Genomic DNA, 21,365 nt, shown 5'->3' with positions numbered 1-21,365 from the left:
CCGTCCACGCCCACCGTGCGGCCGTCGAAGTCGTCACCCGGTCCAGTGACCCCAGCGGGTCGTCGCGCGCAGCCGTTGCGCCGCCGCGTCGAGCGGGCTCCGGACGTCGTTCCCTGCATGTGATACGCCGCCACGGACCGATGCGGCTTCCCCTTCCAGCCGTACTGATCGCGATGTCGATCTCGACCCGGGCCGCGGCTGCCGATCCCGCCCCTGCGCGCGACCGCTTCGAGCCTGGGGTGCTCCCGGTGATGGCGGGCGACACGGACGTAGGGTTCAAGCTCGGCGCCTTCGGGCAACTGGCCCGGTTCCGCGACGGCGTGCGTCCGTATGCGTGGCGTGCCCAGGTCCTGGCAGTCACCAGCATCAAGAAGGAGGCCACGGGCACGGAGTTTCCCTATCGCGAGGCTGCGGCCCGCCTGGACTGGCCCGCCGCCGCCGCGCCGCTGCTCCGGCCGTCCTTCGACGTCGCCTACCTGCGCACGACGAACCGCGGCTACTACGGAGTGGGAAACGCCAGCCACGCCGAGCAGAAGTGGGCCGGTCTGCCCGAAGGCAGCGACGCCTACGTCGCGGCGCGGCGATTCTATCAGTTCGACGGCACCACGCTGCGCACCGGCGCCGCGGTCGTCGGCGCGCCACTGCCCTTCTTGCGCACGCTCTCCAGCGTGCGCCTCGAGAGAACGAGCATCGAGGTGTATCCGGGGAGCCTGCTCGAGCAGGAGGCCCACCGCCTCCACGGCGTCGGGGACTACACCGGCATCGTCTTCGGGGTCGGGCTGGCGGTCGACACGCGAGATCACGAGACCGTTCCGACTTCGGGCCAGCACCTGCAGTTGGCGTTCCGTCAGAGTCCGGGGGTGTTTGCCTCGGAGCCGTATCTGGGCGCGACGCTCCACCTGCGCAGCTGGTTTCCCGTCACGGGCGAGCGGCTCGTGATCGGCGCGCGCCTGATCGGGGACGTGCTGAGCCGTCGGGCTCCACTCTTGGAGCTCGGACGTCATGGCGGCTTCGAGACCGGGCGCGGCCCCGGCGGTGGCATGGGTGTCCGCGGGCTGCCGGATGGGCGGCTCATCGGCCGTACCAAGCTCATCGGCAACCTCGAAGCTCGCTCGATGTTCTGGCACTTTCAGAGCGCGCAGGAGCGCTTCACGCTGGGGGCCGCGGCGTTCGCCGACGCCGGCAGGGTCTACGCCGGCAGCTTCCGGTCGGTGAGCCCGCTCGATGGATCGGGCTGGACCTTCCATCCGGGGTTCGGCGGTGGTCCGCGATTTCGCTGGGGGGACTCGCTGCTCGTTCGGGCAGACTTCGCCTACGCGCCGCTGGCGCGCGAGACGGGTGCCGTCCCCGGTGTGTACGTGGACGTGGAGCATGTGTTGTGAGCCCCCGCCTGGCGTGGAGCATTGTCGCTGGCGTTTGCCTCGGGGTCGCCGGCTTGCACGTCGCGTGCATCGACCAATTCGGCTGGTTTCGTGACGAGCTCTACTACTTCGCCTGCGGGAAGCATCTGGCCTGGGGCTACGTCGATCATCCGCCGGCTGTGGCTGCGTTGGCGGCTTTCGCCTCTCGCTGGCTCGGCGACTCGCTGTCCGCGCTGCGCGCGCCGGCGGTGCTGCTCGGAGCGGTCACCACGCTCTGCTCGGTGCTCTTGGCCCATCGCCTCGGCGCCCGCTCGGTCGGCTTGGTCTTGACGGCCGCCGGCGTGTCCCTCTCGCCCACCTTCCTCTTCGTCTTCCACACGCTTTCCATGAATTCCCTCGAGCCGCTGTTGTGGACGGCGTTTTGCTGCCTGCTCCTGGAGGTGGGGCGCGCGCCCACCTTCGGTCGGCACGCGCTCCTGGGGCTCGCGCTCGGCCTCGGGCTCTTGACCAAGCACAGCATGGCGTTCTTGGCGTTCGCGTCGGTCGTCGCTTGGGTCCTGGCGGGGCGAGGTCGCTCGCTCTTCACCCGGGGCTTCGCGCTGACGCTGGGTTTGGGGTTCGTGCTGGTCCTACCGCACCTGGTCTGGCAGCTCCACCATGGGCTGCCGGCGCTGGAGTTCTACGCGAACGCGCAGTCTCAGAAGATGGTGCGGATGTCCCCACTCGGGTTCGTCGTCGCGCAGATCACGCTTGCCGGTCCAGGAAACCTCCCGCTTTGGCTGTCCGGCCTGGTGGGCCTCACGCTGGTCCGAGACGATCCTGCGGCGCGGGCGCTGGGGCTCTCCTATCTGGTGCTGCTGGGGCTCTTGGTCGTGCTGGGCGCCAAGGCGTATTACCTCCTGCCGTTCTACCCGGTGCTCTTCGCCGGCGGCGGCGCGAGCCTCGAGCGCTGGGCGGCGCGGCGCGCGCTCCGGCGCTTGCCCCAGATGGCGGGGGTCGTCGCTGTGGGCCTGGGCGCGGCCACCACGCCGCTCGCGCTGCCGATCCTAGAGGTCCAGCGCACCGTCGCCTGGGGTCGGCGACTCGGCCTGGCGCCGCCCAAGGCCGAACGCGCCGAGCTGGGAGCCCTGCCGCAACACTTCGCCGACATGTTCGGCTGGCCCGAGCTCGTGAGAGCTGTCGCACGCGCCCGCGACGCGCTCCCGGAGGGCGACCGCGCCAGCGTGCAGGTCATCGTGACCAACTACGGCGAAGCCGGGGCCGTCGATCGATTCGGTCCCGCGCTCGGGCTGCCACGCGCGCTCAGCCCACACAATTCCTATCACGGCTGGGGAACACCTCGGGAGGACGGACCGGTGCTCCTGGTCTTGGCCAAGGACGCACGTCTCGATCCGAACGCGCTGTTCGAGCGGGTCGAGCTCGTCGGTGAGCACGACGCCGAATACGCGATGCCGTACGAGCGGGGGCTGCGTATCTACTCGTGCCGCGGCTGGAAGCGTCCCGCTCGGGTCGTCTGGGCCGAGCTCAAGCGCTTCATCTAGTCACCACCGCGAGGGCGCGCGGGCGGATCGGGCGACGCGATGGGTCGGACCCGCGCGCGTTCGCCTACGCCGCGAAGGCGCTGGGGCGAGGCGACGTGGAGCGCACGCTCGCGGAGCACTACGCGCGGACGCAGCTGACGAGCACGATTCTGACCGTCGAGCACGTACTCGTCGCGACGAGTAAGCACTGCCGCGAGCGCGCAGGGTGGCAGCTGCCGCACCTCCTACCCCCTCGGGCAGGCTGTCTTCCGCGGACCGGGAGTACCTCGCCCGCAGCGTGTCGGACCAAGGTCTCGGCTCCGCCATCGCCGAGGACGTATTCAGCTACGAGAACGGCGAGCGGCTGCTCTCCGCCTTGGCCTGGCTGCTGCGCGGACTGTGAGCTCTTCGTACCTTCGAGGACACCACGCGTTCCGGCCCCGCACGGACAGGCGACATGGACCGCCGCCGCGCGCGCGCGTACGCTGGGCCCCCTGGTGACGAACCCCCGCGCTCCCGCCCGCCCCCGCGCGCTCACCGTCGAGATGTTGTGCCGCGTGCTCGAGGCCGCGCGCATCATCACGCCGGAGCAGCACCGCGACGCGGTGGTGCGCCAGGACAAGGAGCGCGCCCGCGTGCTGCGCGCAAAGACGGGTGTGACCCGCGGCCGCCGGCCGGGCGGCGACGAGCCCGTGCACCCGGCGGAGGTGCTGGTGGCCATGGGCTTCGGCGTGGGCGGCGACGAGCGCTACGCCCTCACGGAGCGCGTCATCATGCAGGCGCTCGCGACGGAGGTGGGCTTGCCCTTCGTCGATCTCGATCCGCTCAAGCTCGACGCGAAGCTCGCGCCCCAGTACCTGTCGCGGCCCTTCGCCCGCAAGCACGGCGCGCTGGTCATCGCGGCCGATCCGACGACGGTGACGGTGGCGGTGACCGACCCGCTGGACGCTCAGCTCGCGGACGACATCCGCACCTACGTCAAGCGCGAGCCGCGCATGGTGCTGTCCACGCCCAGCGAGATCTACCGGCTCATCACCGAGTTCTACGGCTTCCGCGGCGCAGTCACCGCGGCAGCCAAGGAGATCGCGTCTCCGGGCGTGGACATCGGCAACCTCGAGCGCTACGTGCAGCTCAAGCGGGTCGACGAGATCGACGCCGCCGACAGCCACGTCGTCGCGGCGGTGGAGTACCTGCTCAACTACGCCCTGGACCAGCGCGCCAGTGACGTACACTTCGAGCCGCACCGCGAACAGAGCGTGGTCCGCATGCGCATCGACGGCGTGCTGCACCGCGTGCACAGCCTGCCCAAGGTGGTGCACTCCGCGGTGGTCAGCCGCATCAAGACCCTGGCACGCCTGGACATCGCCGAGAAGCGCAGGGCCCAGGACGGACGCATCAAGATGGCGCGCGGCGAGCGCGAGGTGGAGCTGCGCGTCTCGACCGTGAGCGTCGCCTTCGGCGAGAAGCTGGTGCTGCGCGTGTTCGACCCCGAGGTGATGGTCCGCGACCTCCCGGACATCGGGCTCTTCCCCGAGCAGCTCGCGGTGGTCGAGCGCGCCATCGCGCGGCAGAACGGCCTGATCCTGGTCACGGGCCCGACCGGCAGCGGCAAGACGTCCACGCTCTACGCCACGCTCCGCGCGGTCGCGAGCCCGGAGATCAACGTGGTGACCCTGGAGGACCCCATCGAGATCGTGCTCGAGGAGCTGAACCAGATCGCGGTCCAGCCGAAGATCGGGCTGACCTTCCCGGAGGGTCTGCGCACCGTGCTGCGCCAGGACCCGGACGTGATCATGGTGGGCGAGATCCGCGACCCGGAGACCGCCACCATCGCCGCGCAGGCGGCGCTCACCGGGCACCTGGTCGTGGCCACGCTGCACACCAACGACGCGCCGACCGGCGTGACGCGGCTGCTCGAGCTCGGCGTGGATCCGTTCGTGCTCGCCTCCACGCTGGTCTGCGTGGCCGCGCAGCGCCTGGTGCGGTTGGTGTGCTCGAACTGCCGCGTGGAGACGTTCCTGTTGCGCGACCAGATGGCGATGCTCGGCGTGGACGTGGACGCGCTGGACGCGGGCGGGGAGTTCCGCGAGGTCATGGTCCCCGAGGGCGAGGGCTGCGTGCGCTGCCGCAACACCGGGCTCTACGGGCGCACGGGGGTGTTCGAGGTCATGGAGATCGACGACAAGCTCCGGCGCATGATCGTCGGGCGCGCTGGGGCCAAGGAGATGATGCGGCAGGCGCGGGACGACGGCCTGATGACGCTGCGCGAGGCCGCGATCAAGAAGCTCGCCCGCGGCGTCACGACCTTCGCCGAGGTGCTGCGGGTGACGACGGAGGCATGAGCGTGTCGAACGACGTCGAAGTCGAGCTGTCCCGCCGCCTGGCCGCGGGCTTCCCGCTCGTCGCCCTCGAGACGCGCGAGGAGGCGCGTGCCCTCGAGCTGCTCGGACGTGCCTTCGGGGGCCGAGAGCTCGAGCGCTGGACGGCCACGCGCTCCGCGGACGCCGCGGGCGATCTGGTGCGCGTGATCCTCGAGGCGCTGGACGACCCGACGCGCGTGCGAGTGTTGCTCGACGTGCACCGCTGGATCGGCGACGCGCGCGTCGCCCGAGCGCTCCGCGACTTCGTCGCCGGCTTCGCGCCGCCGGCGCCACCTCTGGTGCTCCTGGCGCCGGCGCTCGACCTGCCCACCGAGCTCGAGCGCGACGTCGCGGTGCTGCCTCTGCCGCTGCCGAGCGTGAGCGAGCTGTCCGCCGCGCTCGACGACGTGGTGCAGGAGCAGCCGACGCCCGTGCTCGGCGAGCGGGGCCCGCTGCTCCAGGCCGCGCGAGGCATGACGCTGCTCGAGGCGGAGCGGGCGTTCCGCGACGCGGCCACGGCAGGATCCCCCGCGGAGGCCGCCGCGCGCATCGGGCACGAGAAGCGCCGCGTGCTCCGCAGCCGCGCCACGCTCGAGCTCGTCGAAGCCGAGGTGAGCTTGAACGACGTGGGCGGGCTCGGCGTACTGAAGGTGTGGCTCGGCGAGCGCGTGCTGGCGTTCTCCGACCGAGCCCGCAGCTACGGGCTCGACGAGCCGCGCGGCATGCTGGTGTGCGGTGTACAGGGCTGCGGCAAGTCGCTGGTGAGCAAGGCCGCGGCGGCGGTCCTCGGTCTGCCGCTGGTACGGCTGGACTTCGCGTCGGTGTTCTCTTCGGGGTCCCCGGAGCTGGCGCTGCGCGACGGTCTGTCGGCCGTCGAGGCGGTGGCGCCGGTCGTGCTCTGGGTGGACGAGATCGAGAAAGGCCTGGCCGGCGATCCGGGCGACGCGCGCCTCGGCCGCACCTTCGGCTCCTTCTTGACCTGGCTGCAAGAACGACGCGCGCCCGTCTTCGTGGCAGCGACGGCCAACGAGGTCGACCGCCTCCCGCCCGAGCTCGCGCGGCGCGGGCGCTTCGACGAGATCTTCTTCGTCGATCTCCCGTCGTCCAAGGACCGTGAAGAGATCCTGACCGTTCACCTCCGGCGCCGCGGGCGCGACCCGAGCCAGTTCAGCGTCACCGAGCTCGCACGCCGGCTCGACCGCTTCTCCGGCGCCGAGATCGAGCAGGTGGTGTCCAGCGCGCTGTTCCGTGCCTTCGCCGGCTCGCGGGAGCTCACCCAGGCCGACCTCGACGCCGCCGCGGCGGAGATCATCCCGCTGGCCGTGCTCTACGAGGAGCGCGTGCAGGCCCTGCGGCGCTGGGCCGAGACCCGCGCGCGGCGCGCGTCCGCCGATCGGCGGGCGCTGGACCTGTTCGAGCCGTGAGGGCTCGACGGCGCTCGGGTCAGCCTCGCGTCACGCAGGACACGCCGAAGGACGAGCTACCCTCGCACTTGCCGGTGTCGCTGTCGCAGAAGCCGTCGCACTCGAAGAACGACGAGCAAGGCTCACCGGCTCCCTTGAGCTTCACGCACTTCTGGCTCGTTTGGTCGCAGTAGGCGTCCTCGACGCAGGACACGTTCGAGCAATCGCCACCGATGGGGGTGCTCGCGACGCAGCTCTTGCCGCCAGCGTCGTCGAAGGAGCAAGTCGCGGCGACCGCGCACTCGTCGAGCTCGCAGGGCGACCCGATGGGGAGGCGCGTCTTGCAGACCTCGGTCTGCCAGTCGCAGTACAGGCTCGGGTCGTCTTCGCAAGTGAAGTACTCCGTGGCCGTCGAGTAGCTCGAGCCGCAGGGTTGACCGGCGGCGGGCTTCGGCGTCGTCTTGCACACCCCCGCGCCGTTCTCGCTCCCCTCCGCGAACGTGTAGTAGCAGGTCACGTCGCCCTCCGCGGGGCGCGCGCAGTCCATCGAGGTGTCGCAGGCGCCGCCCGGGCCCACCTTGCCCTGGAAGACCCGGTCGCAGGAGTCGGGCCCGTCACCCTCGCTGCAGTCCCAGGCCTGGAGCTCGGACAAACAGAGGTCCGCCCGGGCCTGGCTGAACTCACCCTTGCCGAACAGCACGCCCAACACCGAGGTCGCCTGCTCGCACGCACCGACGTCGTGCGCTCGCCCCTCCGCTTGACAGCACGAGACGACCTTGGAGCAGTAGATCTCGCCGTACCGTTTCCAGAACTTCTCCTCCGCGCTCGGCTCGTCCTCGCTGCACCCCGCGCCGAGCACGCCGAGAGCGAGCATCAGGGCGGCGGTGGCGCGGGCGGGGAAGGCCAGGGCTCGGGTCATGTGCCACAGCATACGGCGAACCCCTCGGAATCTCCCCGACACTGGCAGCGCGCGTGGAGCGCGGTTTTCGTGTAGCTTGGTTGCCATGCCGTTGCGCATGTCGTTCGCCCTCGTCTGGGCGGTGATCGTAGCGGGCTGCTCGGGTGACGGCGGAGGCGGGGGCTCCGGCAGCGGCGGCGGCGGGGGTCTTGGCGGAGTCAGCGGGGTGCTGGAGCAACCCAGCTGCACGCCGGGGACGTTCGGGGTTTCCGGCCGGCTCTACTTTCCGAACGACCCGAAGATCCACACGACCCTCTATCCGCTCGCAGCCGTCACGGCTTCGGCGAGCTCCCTCTCGGCGGCCCTGAGCCCCGACGGCGCCATCGACTTCTCCTGGACGAGCGCCGCGCAAGGGGACTCGCTGTCCGGTTCGTTCCGCGCCCCAGCACCGGCAGGCGGCTCCGCCAAGGACTGGTGCATCGACGACTCGTCCAAGATCGTCGTCAGCGGTAGCGCCGCCACCCTGAAGCTCAACGTGTTCGATGGTCCGTGCCCGCTGCCGCCGGACTCCGGCCTAGCGCCCCCCAAGCCAGCGGTCATGGACATGCTCGGTTGCGTGGACTGGGGACCCTGAGCTCGCGTGGACGCGCCGGGTGAGGCAGCCGAGCGGCCGCTGCCCGCCCGATCCGCTATGCTCTTCGCGATGTTGGTGCGAGGGCGACCATTGGACCGGCGGCTCGCCGAAGTCGCGGCCCGGTTGTCGATCTTGCTCGCGTCCGGCTGCGGGCAGTGGGGCGAGTCGGACGGCCCCGCGCTCACGACTCCCGAGGAGGAGCGCCCGCCTGCGAAGCCCGAGGTGACCCACCACGTGCTGCGACTCGAGTGCGAGGACTTCGAAGGCACGTGGACCCGGCAGGCTCATCTGCCCCGGCACTCGGGCACCGGCTTCGGCGTCTCGGGGCTGCTCGGAAAGGCGTCGAGCGACGTCATGACGGCCGTCGCCGACATCCCGGTGGCAGGAAAGTACTCGGTCTGGGCCCGTGGCTGGGAGGGCAGCGGGGAGGATCGGCGCTGGCAGATCGGCGTCGGCGGTACGTTCCTCGCGCCGACGCACGCTTCATCGAACCTGAACGACTTCAGCTGGCAGCGAGCCGGCGAGGTCACGCTGCCGGCGGGACCGGTCGAGCTCACCCTGGCGGATGCCGGCAGCTACTACGAGGTGGCCGATGCGATCGTGTTGGCGACCGATCCGGAGTACGACCCGGCGCTGGACGAGTCCCGCTGGCTGGTCCTGGATCAGGGCTTCGCCGCCGGCATGGTGCTGGACGACATCGTAGCGCGCGCTCAGAGCTACGCCGCCGCCATCCCGACGCCGAGCTCGGAGGCACAGTGGACGGAGCGCGCCAAGGGGCTGCGCCAGGACGTGCTGCAAGCGCTGAGGCTCGACCCTCTGCCTCAGAAGACCCCGCTCCAGGCGAACGTGCTCGGACACACCCAACTCGAAGGCTACCGCATCGAGCGCGTCACCTTCGAGAGCCGCCCGGGGTTCGTCGTCACGGCGAACGTCTACGTGCCCGACGGCGCAGGCCCGTTCCCGGTGGTGATCTCGCCGGTGGGCCACTGGACGGCGGGCAAGAGCCACCCCGTCGTCACGGCGCGAGGCCGCGCGCTGGCGAGCCTGGGCTTCCTCACCCTCACTTACGATCCGTTCGGGCAGGGCGAGCGCAAGGTTCCCGGCAACTCCCACGACGAGTCGCCGGGCCTGAACCTCAGCGGCCACTCGAACCTCAGCCTCATGGTCTGGGACAGCATGCGCGCGTTGGACTACGTGCTCACGCGCAGCGACGCCGACGGCGCTCGGATCGCGCTGACGGGGGCGTCCGGCGGCGGGCTGAACTCCTTGTTCACCTCGGTCGCCGATCCCCGCGTCCACGTCTCGGCGCCGGCGGTCTACGTCACTCAGTACGAGGACTTCCTGGCGACGGGAGCCACCCACTGCTCTTGCTCGCACGTCCCGGCGGTCGCCTCGTTCACGGACATGGGTGAGATCGCCGCGCTGTTCGCGCCGCGCCCGCAGCTGCTCCTCGATGCGCTCGACGATCCGATGTTCCCGACCCAGGGCGCGCTGAAGGCCGAAGGGCAGGCGCGCACCGTCTACGAGCTGTTCGGCGCAGGCGACGCGCTCAGGCTCCAGAGCTTCCCGGGCGATCACGGCTTGCCGAAGCCCATGCGGGAGGCGATCTACGGCTTCCTCGACCACCACCTGCTGGCGGGCGCAGACGAGCCGCTGCCCGAGCCGGAGCTCGACGAGCTGCCTGCCTCGGTGTTCCAGTGCTTCGAGGGCGGTCAGGTGCCGGCGACGAGCCCGACCGTGAAGGAGCTCGCGAAGCAGTGGGCAGAGGCCGCGGCGTCGGCGCTGCCGAGCCCCACCGAGCTCGAGCCCGAGAAGACGCGGAGCGAGCTCGGGGCGCTCTTGCGCTGGCAGCCCGACGTGCCGGTCGCACACCATGTGCTCGGCGAGGTCGTCGTGGACGGCCTCGGCGCGACCCGGATCGAGATCGAGGTCGAGCCCGGAGTCTCCGTGCCGGCTCACGCACGGCTCTCGCACCCCGGCGCACCCATCGTGGTGCTGAGCGACGGCTCGGCCGCGGTCCTCGCGGGCCTCGAGCTGTTGCGAGCAGCCGACGCCGCGGGGCTCAACGCGCTCTACGTCTCTCCCCGCGGCACCGGCGAGACCTGGTGGTACGGCTGGCCGACCTTCACGGACGGAGTGCTGCTCGGGGATCCCATCGCGGGACAGCGCGCCCACGAGCTCTTGCAGGCGGCGCGCGTCGCCCGCAGCCTGGTCGGCAGCGGCGTGCCGATCGGCCTCTTGGCCGTGGACGAGGCGGCCCTGCCCGGGCTGTTCGCCCAGGCGGTCTGGCAGCCCTTCGACGCGGTGGCGGTCGGGCCGCTCACCAGCACCTTCCTCGACCGCTTCGGCATCGGCATGCGCCTCAGCTTCCACGTGAGCCACATCCTGAACGTCGCGGACGTTCCCCACGTCGCGTCGCTCGCCGCAGGGCGCCCGCTCCTGCTCGCGCTCGCCACCTCGAGCTACGAAGAGCGCTACCCCGAGTGGGCGAGCCACCTGAAGCAGTCCGCGGAGCTCGCCACGGAGCTCGACTCCTCCGACGCGCTCGGCTGGCTCGGGCAGCGGCTCGGCGGTGAGCACCGCTGATGGAGGCTGACCGTCCCCTCGACGGCGAAAGGCCCTAGAATGTCGGCCATGCCCACTCGAAAATTGGGTGTCGTGCTCGCGGCGGCGCTCTTCTTGGCTGGCGGCTGCGGGGACGATGGCGGCGACGGCGGCTCGGGAGGGGCCGGCGGCACCGGCGGCGGCACCGGTGGCACCGGCGGCAAGCCGGTCGAGCCAGTTCCGCTCGACCCGAGCGACTTCACATACGCGCTCGAAGAGAGCACCGCGGCTCTCTCTCTCTGGACCACCCCCGCCACGCGCAAGGTGAAGACCAGCGACGCCGCCCCCACGGTGAAGCGGTCTGGGCTGAAGCTGGCGGCGGCCAAGAACGAGTGGGAGCCCGCGCAGCTCGTGGTGAGCCCCACGAGCGGAGCCGTGACCGTGGCGGTGGCGCCGTTCAGCACCCTGCCGGGGGCCAGCGTCGAGCTGGCTCAGGTCGGCTTCGCCGGTGAGTGGAGCGAGACGCTGACGAAGCTGGCGTCCGGAGGCACTGTCACGCTGAGCGGCAGCGCGCCCACGCCCATCTGGCTGACCGTGTACGTGCCGGAGAACGCTCCAGCAGGCGATCACACGACCACGCTGACGCTCACTCCCTCCGGCGGCACCGCGGTCTCGGTGCCGGTCGAGCTGCACGTGTTCGACTTCGCGCTGCCCAAGGAGATCCATTTTTCTTCGCAGCTGAACATCGGCGTGCAAGGCCTAGGCGCGACGGCCCAGGCGGCACACACGGTGCTCTACGACCATCGCCTGACACCGGCGAGCCCGACCTGGCCGAGCGGCTTCAAGTGGAACATCACCTGGGACAACGACGCCTCTCCCACCAAGTGCAGCGCCTTCTTCGACGAGCCCGACGAAGGAGCGGACTACTCGATCCAGCACCTGAGCAAGAAGTACCTGCTAGGACAGGGCTGGAACGGCGCCGGCTATCCCGACGCGGAGATCTTCCAGTTCGTCGACAACTCGACGCCGCGCCCCCAGACCTTCTGCGGCATCGACCGCGGCGGCGATCACTACGGCACCAGCGCCTACAACGCCGAGTGGAGCGAGTGGCTGTCGGCGCTCGACGCCTACCTGGTCAAGAACGGCTTGGCCGGTCGGACCTACTACTACGTGCAGAACGAGCCCCAAGACGCGGCCGACGCGGCGCTGGCCGCACACCTGTGCCGCCTGACCAAGAAGGCGGCGCCCAACTTGCGCATCGCGGTGAGTGAAGAGCCGAAGCCCGAGGTCGCCGAGGACGCGAAAGGCGCGTGTGGCTACGACATCTGGATCGCTCACATCCAGGCCTACCAAGAGGCCTACGCCTGGAAGCGCCAGAAGGACCACTCCGAGCAGGTCTGGTTCTACAGCCTGGATCAGGATCCGGACCCCTACTTCAACCCGACCAAGGTCGAGACTCAGGGCATGCACGAGCGGATCATCCCCTGGGCGGCGTGGACGCACCGGATCCGCGGTTGGGCCTACTACGACGGCGCGCGCTTCTTCCCCGGCGGCGCGCCCAACGTGCGCGCCGAGCTCTTGCGCGAGGGCTTCGAGGACTACGAATACCTCTGGCTCGCCAACGCCGGTGCCCACCCCAAGGTGGACAGCGCCGAGATCGCGGACCCGACGGTCAAGAGCGTGGCCGCGAGCATGACCAGCTGGCTCAAGGATCCCGATGCGCTGATGGCCCTGCGCTACGAGCTCGGCCGCTACATCGAGGGCTCGCGAAGCACCCTGCCGGTGCTCGAGGTCTCGGGCAGCGTGCACCCGAAGGGGAAGTACTACGTGAACTTCCAGGATCCGCAGGGCTCGCCCAGCGTGGAACCGCTGGTGGTCGCAGGAAAGACCTACATCAAGGTCGGCTGGGACGCTTACGACGCCAAGAAGGGCTACGGCTGGAGCGGCGAGAACATCGACAACCCCGCCATCGCACTCTTTGGCTACGACGACGCCGGCGCCTACTCCGAGGTCCAGAAGTCGTACGTCTACGACGACTACGGGCGTCCGAACCTGTTCGAGTTCGCGCTGGATCCCGGCAAATACAACGTGACCGTGGGAGTCGGCCGCCCCGCCAAGGGCTACCCGGGCGATCCCCACAACGTGAGCATCGAGGGCGTCAAGGTCGTGGACGACGCGGTGACGACCGACGCCGCGCCGACGCTCGAGAAGACGACCACCGTGGACGTCAGCGACGGCAGCTTGTCCATCGTCGTCGGCGGGAAGTCGGCGTCCACCGGGGACTTTGCCTACACCTTCTTCGCCTACCTGGAGATCGAGCCGGCGCCCTGAGCTCGACTGTGGACCGCACATTGACATCATCTGTGCGACGCATCAGTATGCGGATGTGCGGACGACCATCGACCTCGACCACGATTTGACCGAGAAGCTGCGCCGGCTCGCGGAAAAACAGGGCACCAGCCTCAAGGCCGTGGTCAACCAGGCGATCCGACGCGGACTCTCGGCGCAAGAGCCCCCACATCGCCGACGTAAGGCCTTCCGGATCGAGCCGTTCCACAGCGCGTTTCGCGCGGGCGTGGACCCGGTGAAGCTGAACCAACTCGTGGACGAGCTCGAGATCCGGGAGGGTCTCGGCGGGCGATGATCATCCCCGATGTGAACCTGCTCGTGTACGCACACAACGCCGCTGCACCTCTGCACGCCCCCGCCCGGCAATGGTGGGAAGATCTGGTCAACGCTGAGCAGCCGATCGGCTTGCCTTGGGCCGTCGCGTTTGGCTTCATCCGGCTCGTCACCCACCCCTCTGTGCTCGCGGAGCCGCTCTCCGCGTTGGAGGCGCTTGCGTACGTGCGCGGGTGGGCTGAGCAGAGCTCGGTCGCCGTCATCGAGCCGGGGTATCGCCACCTGACGATCGTGGAAGGGCTGTTCGCCGCGACCGGTGTCGCCGCGGGGCTGACGACAGATACGCATCTCGCTGCGCTCGCCATCGAGCATCAGGCCGAGCTCCACTCGAACGACGCCGACTTCGCGCGATTCCCCGGGCTCAGGTGGAAGAACCCGTTGCGCTGACTCCTGGTGTCAGCGGCCGCTATCAGGCCCTCCGCGGACTCCCGCTCGCGCCGCCTAGGCCTCCGCCCCCGCCCCCGCCCTCGCCTGCTCGCCGAGCACGTCGAGGGCGTGCTCCTGGGTGAGCGCGCGGATCTCGCCGAGGAAGCGCTCGTACTCGCGCGAGCGGTGCTCGGAGTAGTTCAGGTTCTTGAACAGGCCGGTCAAGCGCGTGAAGTAGCCCCGAGCGCGCTCCTTGTCCGCGAAGCGATACTCCCGCTCCACCAGGTCCAAGAGGAGGAGGAAGGTCTCCTTCTGGCGCTCGAGGGACATGGACACGTCCACCTTGTCGAAGGCGTCCTGCTGTAGGTAGACCATGTCCACCAGGCGTGCCTTCTCGTAGACCACGAAGTCGTCCACGGAGATGCCTTCTTCGCCGGTGACCTGCATCATCTGACCGATGCCGTCGCCCCGTCGCAAGAGGTCCTGCGTGCGCGCGACGGCCGCCGCCCAGCCCGGGTGAGCGTGCTTCTCGTAGTAGGGCGCGAGCTGCCCCAGGTATCGCGACCAGGAGATCAGCGGATCCACCGCCGGGTAGAAGCGCTTGTACGCGCGGTCGTACGAGAGCGCGAGGAACGTCTTGACCGTGCCGAGCGTCGACTGCGTGACCGGCTCGTCGAAATTGCCTCCCGCCGGAGAGACGGTGCCGATCATGGTCAGACTTCCCACCGACCCGTCCGCCGCGGCGTACACGCCCGCGCGCTCGTAGGCGCTCTTGATCGCGGAGTCGAGGTACGCCGGGAACGCCTCCTCGCCCGGGATCTCCTCCAGCCGCCCCGAGGTCTCGCGCATGGCCTGCGCCCAGCGCGAGGTGGAGTCCGCCAGGAGCAGCACGTTGAGCCCCATGTGACGGTAATACTCGCCGAGCGCGATCCCGGTGTAGATGCTCGCCTCGCGCGCGGCCACGGGCATGCTGGAGGTGTTGCAGATGATGATCGACCGGTTCATCAGCGGCCCGCCGCCCTTCGGATCCTGCATGCGACCGAACTCGTCGAGCGTCTCGACCACCTCGCCGGCGCGCTCGCCGCAGGCGACCACGATCACGACGTCCACGGACGAGTAGCGCGAGATCAGGCTCTGGAGCACGGTCTTCCCGGCGCCGAAGGGCCCCGGGATGCAGGCCGTGCCGCCGAGAGCGATGGGGAAGAAGGTGTCGATGAGCCGGATGGTGGTGGTCACCGGCTCGTTCGGATAGCGGCGCTCCACCCGTCGCTCCTTCAGCATGTTCGCCGGCAGGGCGCGGCGGACCGGCCACTCCTGGGTCATGCTCAGGGTCCGCTCGCGGCCGCTCTGGTCACGGACCCGCGCCACCGGCTCGTCCACGGTGAGGTTTCCCTCCTGCACGGCGACGATCTCGACGACGCCGGCGGTGTCGAACGGCACCACGATCTTGTGGGTGAAGCGGTGCTCCTGCACGCTGCCGAGCACGTCGCCCGCGCGCAAGCGATCGCCCAGCTTGCACTTGGGCGTGAACTGCCAGCGGGTCTCTCGGTCGAGGGGGTCCACGTAGCGCCCGCGCTTGAGGAAGAAGCCGTCGCGGGCCGCCAGGAGGTGCAGCGGGTTCTGCAGGCCGTCGTAGACGGTGCCGAGCAGCCCCGGGCCCAGCCGCACGGACAGGAGCCGCCCGGTCAGCTCGACCTCGTCTCCGACCCGGACGCCGTTCGTCTCTTCGAACACCTGAAGGTCGGCCGACTTGCCCTCGATGCGCAGGACCTCGGCCTTCAGCCGCTCGTCGCCGACGCAGACGTAGCCGATCTCGTTCTTGGTCACCTTGCCGCTGGAGATCTCGACCGAGACGATGTTGCCGTTGACGCCCGTGACCTTGGCCTCAGAAAAGTCGTGCTTGCTCACCGATGGCCTCCGAGAACAGTTGTTCGACGCGCTGTCGACCCGCCGCTTCGTCGCGGCTGACCCAGCGGTTGAGTACGGCCCACCGCGCCACGTAGAGCACGACGGCCTCGAAGTCGAAGAGGTGCTGCTGCGCGAGTCGGGTGAAGTGACGCCAGGGAATGCCGATCATGATGTGGTCGGCCTCGGCGACGTCGCCGGCCGCCATCGCCCGCTCGAGCGGCGGGATCCAGGGATAGCGGTGGTCGAGGCCGAAGTGGGGCTCGGACCAGTGGCGCGCGATGTGATCCACCCACCTGCCCATCGCCGGCGGCGGCCCGAGGCCCAGGCGCTTGCGCCGCAGGGCGGCCACGATGGTGCGGGTATCCATCCGCGACGACGCCACCTCGCGAACGATGGCGTTCGTCTCCTCCGCCAGGAGCGCCTCGAGCTCCCGGACCAGCTGCTGTTCCGGGAGCTCCAGCCGGAGCCGCTCCCAGAAGACCCGACCCCGCATGCGCTCGAGGGTGGCGAGATCGCGCTCGTCCAGCAGCCGCAACCGCTGCTCGAGCCGCGGGCCGCTGATGGGCAGGCGGCTCACCTCGAAGTGTGCCGGCATCGGCGGCAGGCTCGCCATCAACTGGTAGTACTTGCGGCTGGGCGGGTCGAGGAGGGTCACGAGACGAGCCCGGCCAGGAGCGCGCGGAAGCGCGGCATCAGGTGCTTGAGCAAGAGCTGCGTCACGGCTTCGTCGGTCAGGTCGATGAGCACGTCCTGGTCCACGAGGTGGATGCGGATGCCCGGGCGGTCGTCCGGTCCGGGCACCACCTCGATGCCACGCGCGAGCGCCTCGCGACCGAGACCCGCCGCCAGGGCGGTCAGCGCCGACTGCTCGGTCTCCTTGGCCTGGTCGCGCAGCTCGTCGACTCCGAGCGGCACCTTGGGCAAGAGCACGCGGAACTTCCCTTGGGCCGGGTCGGGGGCGGCCTGGCGCGCGACCTCGAGCAACACCTGCCGGAGCAGCTCCCCGTCCGACATCTGGCGCGCTACCAGCTGCCGGAGCTCGCCCGCCACCCGCTCGGCGATCTCCTCGCGCAGCTTCATCGCAGCGTCTCGCACGGCGAGCTGGAGCGCAGCTTCGCTGGCGGCGCGGACTCGGTCCGCGTCGGCTTGGGCCTTCTGGCGTAGCTCGGCGGCTTCTCGCTCGGCGTCCGCCAACATCTCGGCGGCCTTGGCGCTGGCTTCTTGGAGCAGCCGCTCCTTCTGCTTCTCACCCTCCTCGACGCCCTGCTCGCGCAGGCGCTCGATGAGCTTCTTCACACCGCTGGAGGAGTCCTTGGCTGCCATCTCGCTCGACTCCGGTCAGTGAGCCAACACGGCGGGCGGCGCGCCCGCAGCAGGCGCCGCTGGGGCCGGGATCCGGCCCGACAGAACGATGGCGAACACGAACGCCAGGATCGCGAAGCCTTCCACCACCGCGGCGGGCGCGATCGACAGGCCGAAGATCTCTGGCTTGGCTTTGAAGGAGCTGATCGCGGCAGCACAACAAGCGCCCTGCCCGATGGCGCTGGCCATCAGCGCCAGACCGCACAAGAGCCCGATCCCGAACAGCGCCGGCGCGGTCTCGGCCGTGACCGGGCGGTTGAGGGTGAACATGACGACGATGCCGTAGATGGTCTGCGACGCCGGCATCGCGGAGACGCCGACGAAGCGGCCGTAACCGCCTTCCTGGTCGAGCATCGCCCCGCAGGCCGCCTGACCGCCGCGCGTGCAGCCGATCGTGCTGCCCACGGCACCCAGCGCCGGTGGGGCGAAGATCCCGACCCATCCCAACAGTCGCAACAGCCCATCGTCCATTAGGTCCTTGCCTTCTTCGAGAAAGCTCGAAACGGATGGCCCTCTTCCAGGCCGCTCCAGTTGAAGAACTCGATGCAGTTCAGGCGGAGCCCGTGCACGACTCCGCTCATGATTCCCAGCGCGAAATTGAGGGTGTGGCCCAGCAGGAACACCAGCGCCGTGGCCAGAATGCCGATGCTGCCCAGGCTCGCCCCCGCGTCGCTCGCCAACTGGTTGAAGGTGCCGGCCAGCTGGGCCGAAGCGAGGCCCAGCGCGAAGAGCCGGAGGTAGCTCAGCACGTCGGCGAAGGCCGCGGAGGCCTTGGTCAGCGCCAGGAGGCCGTCCACGAAGCGCAAGAGCGCGTCGCCCAGGGAGCGCGGCGGCAGCGGCCGGCTGCTCGAGAAGAACAGCACGGTGGCGGCGCCGCCGATCAGCATCCACATGCCGAGCTGGAAGTGCCGCGCGCCGATCACCTCGTACGACGAGAGGCCCATGAGCAGCCCGCCGACGAAGTTGTTCGCCCAGGCGAGGTTGACCAGACCGGCGAGCGACCTGCGGGTCCTCCAGGCGACCACCAGGTTGGCCAAGACCAAGTGGAACACGCCGATCAGGATGCTAATCAGCATCATCTGGTCGTTGTTGTTGGTGTCGAGCCAACGCACCCTGAGCGCGTCGAGCGCCCCGCCCACACCCGGGACCCGCGCGGCCGGCACGCCGAAGTAGCTGCCGATGCTGACGCCGTACAGCAGCGAGAACAGCACGATCAGCACGAACAGGTTGCGCAGGCGCACGCCCGAGCGCGTCCGGCTCATCCGCCGCCAGACGCTGCCGAGCAGGAGCGCGAGCACGAGCGAGTAGCCCGCGTCGGCGAAGATCATCGCGAAGAATGTGGCGAACGCGAACATCACCAGGAGCGACGGATCCCAGCTCCGATACCCCGGTGTCATGTAGAAGGTGACCGTGGACTCGCCGCCGGAGAGCAGCTCGGGGTTCTCGAGCAGCGTCGGTGGCGAGTCGGTCTCCGCGGGCTCCTCGACCTGGAGCCCCAGGCCGCGCTTCTTCGCGAAGGACCGGAGCTCATCGACTTTGGCGCTCGGCACCCAGCCTTGCACGGCGAACACGGCCTGCTCGTCGAGGGTCTGCTGCATCGCGTGGCGCAGGCTGGCCTGGTCGTCGGCCTCGTCCAGCCGTTGCTCGATGCGCGGGATGAAGCGGGTGGCGCGGGCGCGCGCGAGCTGGATCTCCTCGAGCTCCAGGTCGACCTTCCCGATGCGCTCTTCGAGCTCCGACAGCGGCCTCGGGTCGAGCTCGACCAGCTGCCCGGGTACGCCGCGCGGCTCCTCCGCGCTCACGACCACGACGTGGTCCTTGCCCTCGCTCTGCCCGACGACCTGCCAAGGGTCTTCCACACTGGAGAGGCGCTCTGCCTCTTCCCTGGGGACCAGGTAGAACCAGAGCCGTAGGCCGGCGAGGCGCTCGGGCGCTGGAACGCGGAACTCGCCCCAAGGGCGCACGCTCTGTACCGACTTCGCCAGGTGGTCGCGCTCGTCGGACAGCTCGCGCTGGCGTCGCTCGAGTTGCATCACCTCGCGCGCCAACTTCTGAAGGTCGAAGTCCGCGCTGCGCTTCGCCGCGGGCCGCTGGATGGGACAGCTCTTCAGGTACTTCAGCGCCTCGTGCGCCTCGACCGCGACCTCCGGGAGCTCGGCGCGGGCGGCCGGCTGGTCCCGCAGGCTGACCACGTGCATGAAGCCGAGCTCCTGGAGCTTCTCGATGACCTCCTGCTTCTCGGGCAAGAGCCCGAGGACCGTGGCTTTCAGCATTGGAACGATGGCCATGTGACCTCGCCTTCACCTCACCCTTTGCTCGCCCTCGCCACGGTCTTGGCCTTGGCGATCTTGGAGCGGACCACGCTGACGCGCTGAGCATCCGCCAAGAAGATGTTGATCTTCCGGATGTTCTCCTCCGCCGTCGGAATCAGCACCTTCTCGAACAGGTTCACGCGCTGGGTGACCGTGCGCACCGCCTCGGCGAGCAGCCGCGCCCGCTCCTCCGCCACCTGCGAGCGAAGCCGGAGCTCCACCAAGCGCTTGCCCGCGTCCACCAGGAAGTCGACCCAGAACGGCTTGGCCAGCATCGAATACAACGCGACTTCGAAGTCGATGCTCTGGAGCACCGGCAACCGGACACCGACGGCGTTCTCCTCCGCCATGCGGATCCGGCCGACCCGGAACAGCCCGGTGAGATCGACGCGATAGGCCCCGACCAGCTCGCACAGGGGCCGGAGCCCGGTCTCGGCCTGTAGAGCCTCCGACGCCAGGGCATCGCGCTCGCGCTGTGCGTCGCGCAGCTCCAGCATCAGCTGCTGCCGCTTGAGGTCGAGGGACGGGAGAAATCGCCGGTACGTCTTCAGCTGGTCTCGCTGCCGCTTGAGCGAGCTCTTGTTGAGCGCGAGCCGGGCCATGCGATGCAGCCATTCACTCCGCAGGGGTCACCGCTGGCTCGGCAGCGGCGACCTCCGACTTCTTGGGGAAGAAGCGCTCGACCAGGGCCTCCTTCATCAGGAGCTCCTCCGGCTCGAAGCACTCCGCCAGGGTTTGCCAACACAAATCGAGAGCGTCGTTCAGGGGCAGGGACACCTCGATGTCCATGAAGCGTTTCTCGAACGCCTCGGAGAACTTCAGGCACTTCACGTCCACGGGGGAGAGCTCGAAGGCCATCGCCTTCTTCTTCTCCGCGTCCTTCCCCGCCGAATAGAAGCGGATCATGGTGTTCATGATCTGCGAGTGATCCTCGCGAGTGACCTTCCCGATCACCTGCTGCTTGAGGCGGCTGAGCGAGCCGAAGGGATCGAGCACGCCGTCGTGCAGGTAGAACTGGCCCTCGGTGATGTAGCCGGTGTTGTCGGGCACCGGGTGCGTCACGTCGTCGCCGGGCATCGTCGTCACGGTCAAGATGGTGACCGAACCGGCCCCCTTGTAGTCGCAGGCGCGCTCGTAGCGCTGGGCCAGCTGCGTGTAGAGGTCGCCGGTGTAGCCGCGGTTGGAGGGGATCTTCTCCATCGCGATGCCGATCTCCTTCAGCGCGTCGGCGAACGCCGTCATGTCGGTCATCAGCACGAGGACGCGCTTGGACTCCTCCACGGCGAAGCGCTCCGCCACCTTCAGCGCCATGTCGGGCACGAGCAGGCGCTCCACGATGGGATCGGAGGCCAGGTTCACGAACATGATGGTGCGCTGGAACACACCCTGGTCCTCGAACATGCTGCGGAAGAAGTGGAAGTCGTCGAAGATCAGCCCGAGCCCGGCGAAGATGACGATGTCGGCGTCGGCCTGGATGCCGATGCGCGCCAGGAGCTGGTTGTACGGCTCGCCCGCGATGGAGAAGATCGGGATCTTCTGGCTCTCCACCAGGCAGTTGAAGACGTCGATCATGGGGACGTTCGTCATGATCATCTTGTCGGGCACGAGGCGCGTGGTCGGGTTCACGCTCGGTCCGCCGATGTCGATGAGCGGGTCCACGGCTAGGGACGGCCCGTCGTCGATGGGCTGGCCGGAGCCGTCGAAGATGCGCCCCAAGATGTTCGGGGAGTAGGGCACCCGCATCGGATGCCCGAGGAACTGCACGCTGGCGTCGGTGGAGAGGCCCTTGCTGCCGGCGAAGACCTGAAGGCTGACCTCGTCCTTGTCGAGGCGGATGACCTGGGCCAGGCTCTTCGCGCCCTCGCCGTTGTCGACCACCGCCAGATCGCCGAAGCCGACGTCAGTGGCGCGAACTTTGAGGATGTCCCCGACGATTCCCAGTACCCGCGTGTGGCGGATCAAGTCGGCATGCATTCAGTGACACTCCACGCCCCCAACGCCGATATCTTAATCGA

17 protein-coding genes are annotated in these 21,365 nt (G+C 69.4%); 9 read left to right on the top strand and 8 right to left on the bottom strand.

The window, feature by feature from the left end; translation table 11 throughout:
* Positions 1-173 precede the first annotated feature (173 nt).
* The 4 genes from HS104_39545 (at position 174) to HS104_39530 (ending at position 6,665) form a co-directional block, all read left to right on the top strand.
* Entirely contained in the window at positions 174-1,382 is a 1,209-nt protein-coding gene (locus HS104_39545; protein MBE7486053.1) for a BamA/TamA family outer membrane protein, read from the top strand.
* Positions 1,379-2,902 (top strand): glycosyltransferase family 39 protein, encoded by a 1,524-nt coding sequence (locus tag HS104_39540; GenBank protein ID MBE7486052.1) that lies wholly within the window; start codon positions 1,379-1,381, stop codon positions 2,900-2,902. Before HS104_39545 ends, HS104_39540 begins: the two co-directional genes overlap by 4 nt.
* Before the next feature lie 476 nt (positions 2,903-3,378).
* The gene (locus HS104_39535) at positions 3,379-5,223 is read left to right on the top strand and encodes a type II/IV secretion system protein (protein MBE7486051.1); all 1,845 of its coding nucleotides are present in this window, start codon (positions 3,379-3,381) and stop codon (positions 5,221-5,223) included.
* Complete coding sequence (locus HS104_39530) at positions 5,220-6,665, top strand: AAA family ATPase (protein ID MBE7486050.1); 1,446 nt, start codon at positions 5,220-5,222, stop codon at positions 6,663-6,665. The genes HS104_39535 and HS104_39530 overlap by 4 nt, the downstream gene beginning before the upstream one ends.
* A gap of 19 nt (positions 6,666-6,684) precedes the next feature.
* Here the strand turns inward: HS104_39530 and HS104_39525 are convergent, their stop codons facing one another.
* Positions 6,685-7,563, bottom strand: coding sequence for a hypothetical protein (locus tag HS104_39525; protein ID MBE7486049.1), 879 nt, complete (start codon positions 7,561-7,563; stop codon positions 6,685-6,687).
* Between the two features lie 85 nt (positions 7,564-7,648).
* Here HS104_39525 and HS104_39520 point away from each other — a divergent pair, with 85 nt between their 5' ends.
* The 5 genes from HS104_39520 (at position 7,649) to HS104_39500 (ending at position 13,789) form a co-directional block, all read left to right on the top strand.
* Positions 7,649-8,176, top strand: a complete 528-nt coding sequence (locus tag HS104_39520; GenBank protein MBE7486048.1) for a hypothetical protein — start codon at positions 7,649-7,651, stop codon at positions 8,174-8,176.
* Positions 8,177-8,245: 69 nt separating this feature from the next.
* Entirely contained in the window at positions 8,246-10,762 is a 2,517-nt protein-coding gene (locus tag HS104_39515) for an acetylxylan esterase (GenBank protein MBE7486047.1), read from the top strand.
* Positions 10,763-10,810: 48 nt separating this feature from the next.
* Positions 10,811-13,051 carry a hypothetical protein gene (locus HS104_39510; GenBank protein MBE7486046.1) on the top strand — a complete coding sequence of 747 codons (2,241 nt, stop codon included), beginning with the start codon at positions 10,811-10,813 and terminating at the stop codon, positions 13,049-13,051.
* Positions 13,052-13,106: 55 nt separating this feature from the next.
* Positions 13,107-13,364: a ribbon-helix-helix protein, CopG family gene (locus HS104_39505; GenBank protein ID MBE7486045.1), complete on the top strand. Its 258-nt coding sequence runs from the start codon at positions 13,107-13,109 to the stop codon at positions 13,362-13,364.
* Complete coding sequence (locus tag HS104_39500; GenBank protein ID MBE7486044.1) at positions 13,361-13,789, top strand: type II toxin-antitoxin system VapC family toxin; 429 nt, start codon at positions 13,361-13,363, stop codon at positions 13,787-13,789. The genes HS104_39505 and HS104_39500 overlap by 4 nt, the downstream gene beginning before the upstream one ends.
* A gap of 54 nt (positions 13,790-13,843) precedes the next feature.
* Here HS104_39500 and HS104_39495 read toward each other — a convergent pair whose 3' ends face one another.
* From HS104_39495 to HS104_39465, 7 genes are read right to left on the bottom strand one after another with little or no spacing between them, the layout of a single operon-like run.
* On the bottom strand, positions 13,844-15,676 hold the full coding sequence (locus tag HS104_39495) for a V-type ATP synthase subunit A (protein MBE7486043.1): 1,833 nt from the start codon (positions 15,674-15,676) through the stop codon (positions 13,844-13,846).
* Complete coding sequence (locus tag HS104_39490) at positions 15,654-16,331, bottom strand: DUF2764 family protein (protein ID MBE7486042.1); 678 nt, start codon at positions 16,329-16,331, stop codon at positions 15,654-15,656. The genes HS104_39495 and HS104_39490 overlap by 23 nt, the downstream gene beginning before the upstream one ends.
* On the bottom strand, positions 16,328-16,999 hold the full coding sequence (locus HS104_39485) for a hypothetical protein (GenBank protein ID MBE7486041.1): 672 nt from the start codon (positions 16,997-16,999) through the stop codon (positions 16,328-16,330). The genes HS104_39490 and HS104_39485 overlap by 4 nt, the downstream gene beginning before the upstream one ends.
* Before the next feature lie 15 nt (positions 17,000-17,014).
* Complete coding sequence (locus HS104_39480) at positions 17,015-17,509, bottom strand: ATP synthase subunit C (GenBank protein ID MBE7486040.1); 495 nt, start codon at positions 17,507-17,509, stop codon at positions 17,015-17,017.
* A complete protein-coding gene (locus HS104_39475) occupies positions 17,509-19,326 on the bottom strand; it encodes a V-type ATP synthase subunit I (protein MBE7486039.1) in 1,818 nt (605 codons plus the stop codon). The genes HS104_39480 and HS104_39475 overlap by 1 nt, the downstream gene beginning before the upstream one ends.
* A gap of 17 nt (positions 19,327-19,343) precedes the next feature.
* Positions 19,344-19,952, bottom strand: a complete 609-nt coding sequence (locus HS104_39470; GenBank protein MBE7486038.1) for a V-type ATP synthase subunit D — start codon at positions 19,950-19,952, stop codon at positions 19,344-19,346.
* 13 nt (positions 19,953-19,965) lie between these two features.
* Positions 19,966-21,324 carry a V-type ATP synthase subunit B gene (locus HS104_39465; protein MBE7486037.1) on the bottom strand — a complete coding sequence of 453 codons (1,359 nt, stop codon included), beginning with the start codon at positions 21,322-21,324 and terminating at the stop codon, positions 19,966-19,968.
* Positions 21,325-21,365 lie beyond the last annotated feature (41 nt).

This window comes from Polyangiaceae bacterium (genome assembly GCA_015075635.1).
Lineage (GTDB): Bacteria > Myxococcota_A > Polyangia > Polyangiales > Polyangiaceae > JADJKB01.
The sequence above is the reverse complement of the archived record's forward strand: the minus strand, read 5'-3'. Positions and strand labels throughout refer to the sequence as shown.

What these genes read in the sequence shown, in the direction of transcription:
- HS104_39470 (MBE7486038.1), bottom strand. Translation starts at nt 19,952, where the DNA reads ATGGCCCGGCTCGCGCTCAACAAGAGCTCGCTCAAGCGGCAGCGAGAC.
- HS104_39525 (MBE7486049.1), bottom strand. Translation starts at nt 7,563, where the DNA reads ATGACCCGAGCCCTGGCCTTCCCCGCCCGCGCCACCGCCGCCCTGATG.
- HS104_39480 (MBE7486040.1), bottom strand. Translation starts at nt 17,509, where the DNA reads ATGGACGATGGGCTGTTGCGACTGTTGGGATGGGTCGGGATCTTCGCC.
- HS104_39545 (MBE7486053.1), top strand. Translation starts at nt 174, where the DNA reads ATGTCGATCTCGACCCGGGCCGCGGCTGCCGATCCCGCCCCTGCGCGC.
- HS104_39515 (MBE7486047.1), top strand. Translation starts at nt 8,246, where the DNA reads ATGTTGGTGCGAGGGCGACCATTGGACCGGCGGCTCGCCGAAGTCGCG.
- HS104_39530 (MBE7486050.1), top strand. Translation starts at nt 5,220, where the DNA reads ATGAGCGTGTCGAACGACGTCGAAGTCGAGCTGTCCCGCCGCCTGGCC.
- HS104_39475 (MBE7486039.1), bottom strand. Translation starts at nt 19,326, where the DNA reads ATGGCCATCGTTCCAATGCTGAAAGCCACGGTCCTCGGGCTCTTGCCC.
- HS104_39510 (MBE7486046.1), top strand. Translation starts at nt 10,811, where the DNA reads ATGCCCACTCGAAAATTGGGTGTCGTGCTCGCGGCGGCGCTCTTCTTG.
- HS104_39500 (MBE7486044.1), top strand. Translation starts at nt 13,361, where the DNA reads ATGATCATCCCCGATGTGAACCTGCTCGTGTACGCACACAACGCCGCT.
- HS104_39485 (MBE7486041.1), bottom strand. Translation starts at nt 16,999, where the DNA reads ATGGCAGCCAAGGACTCCTCCAGCGGTGTGAAGAAGCTCATCGAGCGC.
- HS104_39520 (MBE7486048.1), top strand. Translation starts at nt 7,649, where the DNA reads ATGCCGTTGCGCATGTCGTTCGCCCTCGTCTGGGCGGTGATCGTAGCG.
- HS104_39465 (MBE7486037.1), bottom strand. Translation starts at nt 21,324, where the DNA reads ATGCATGCCGACTTGATCCGCCACACGCGGGTACTGGGAATCGTCGGG.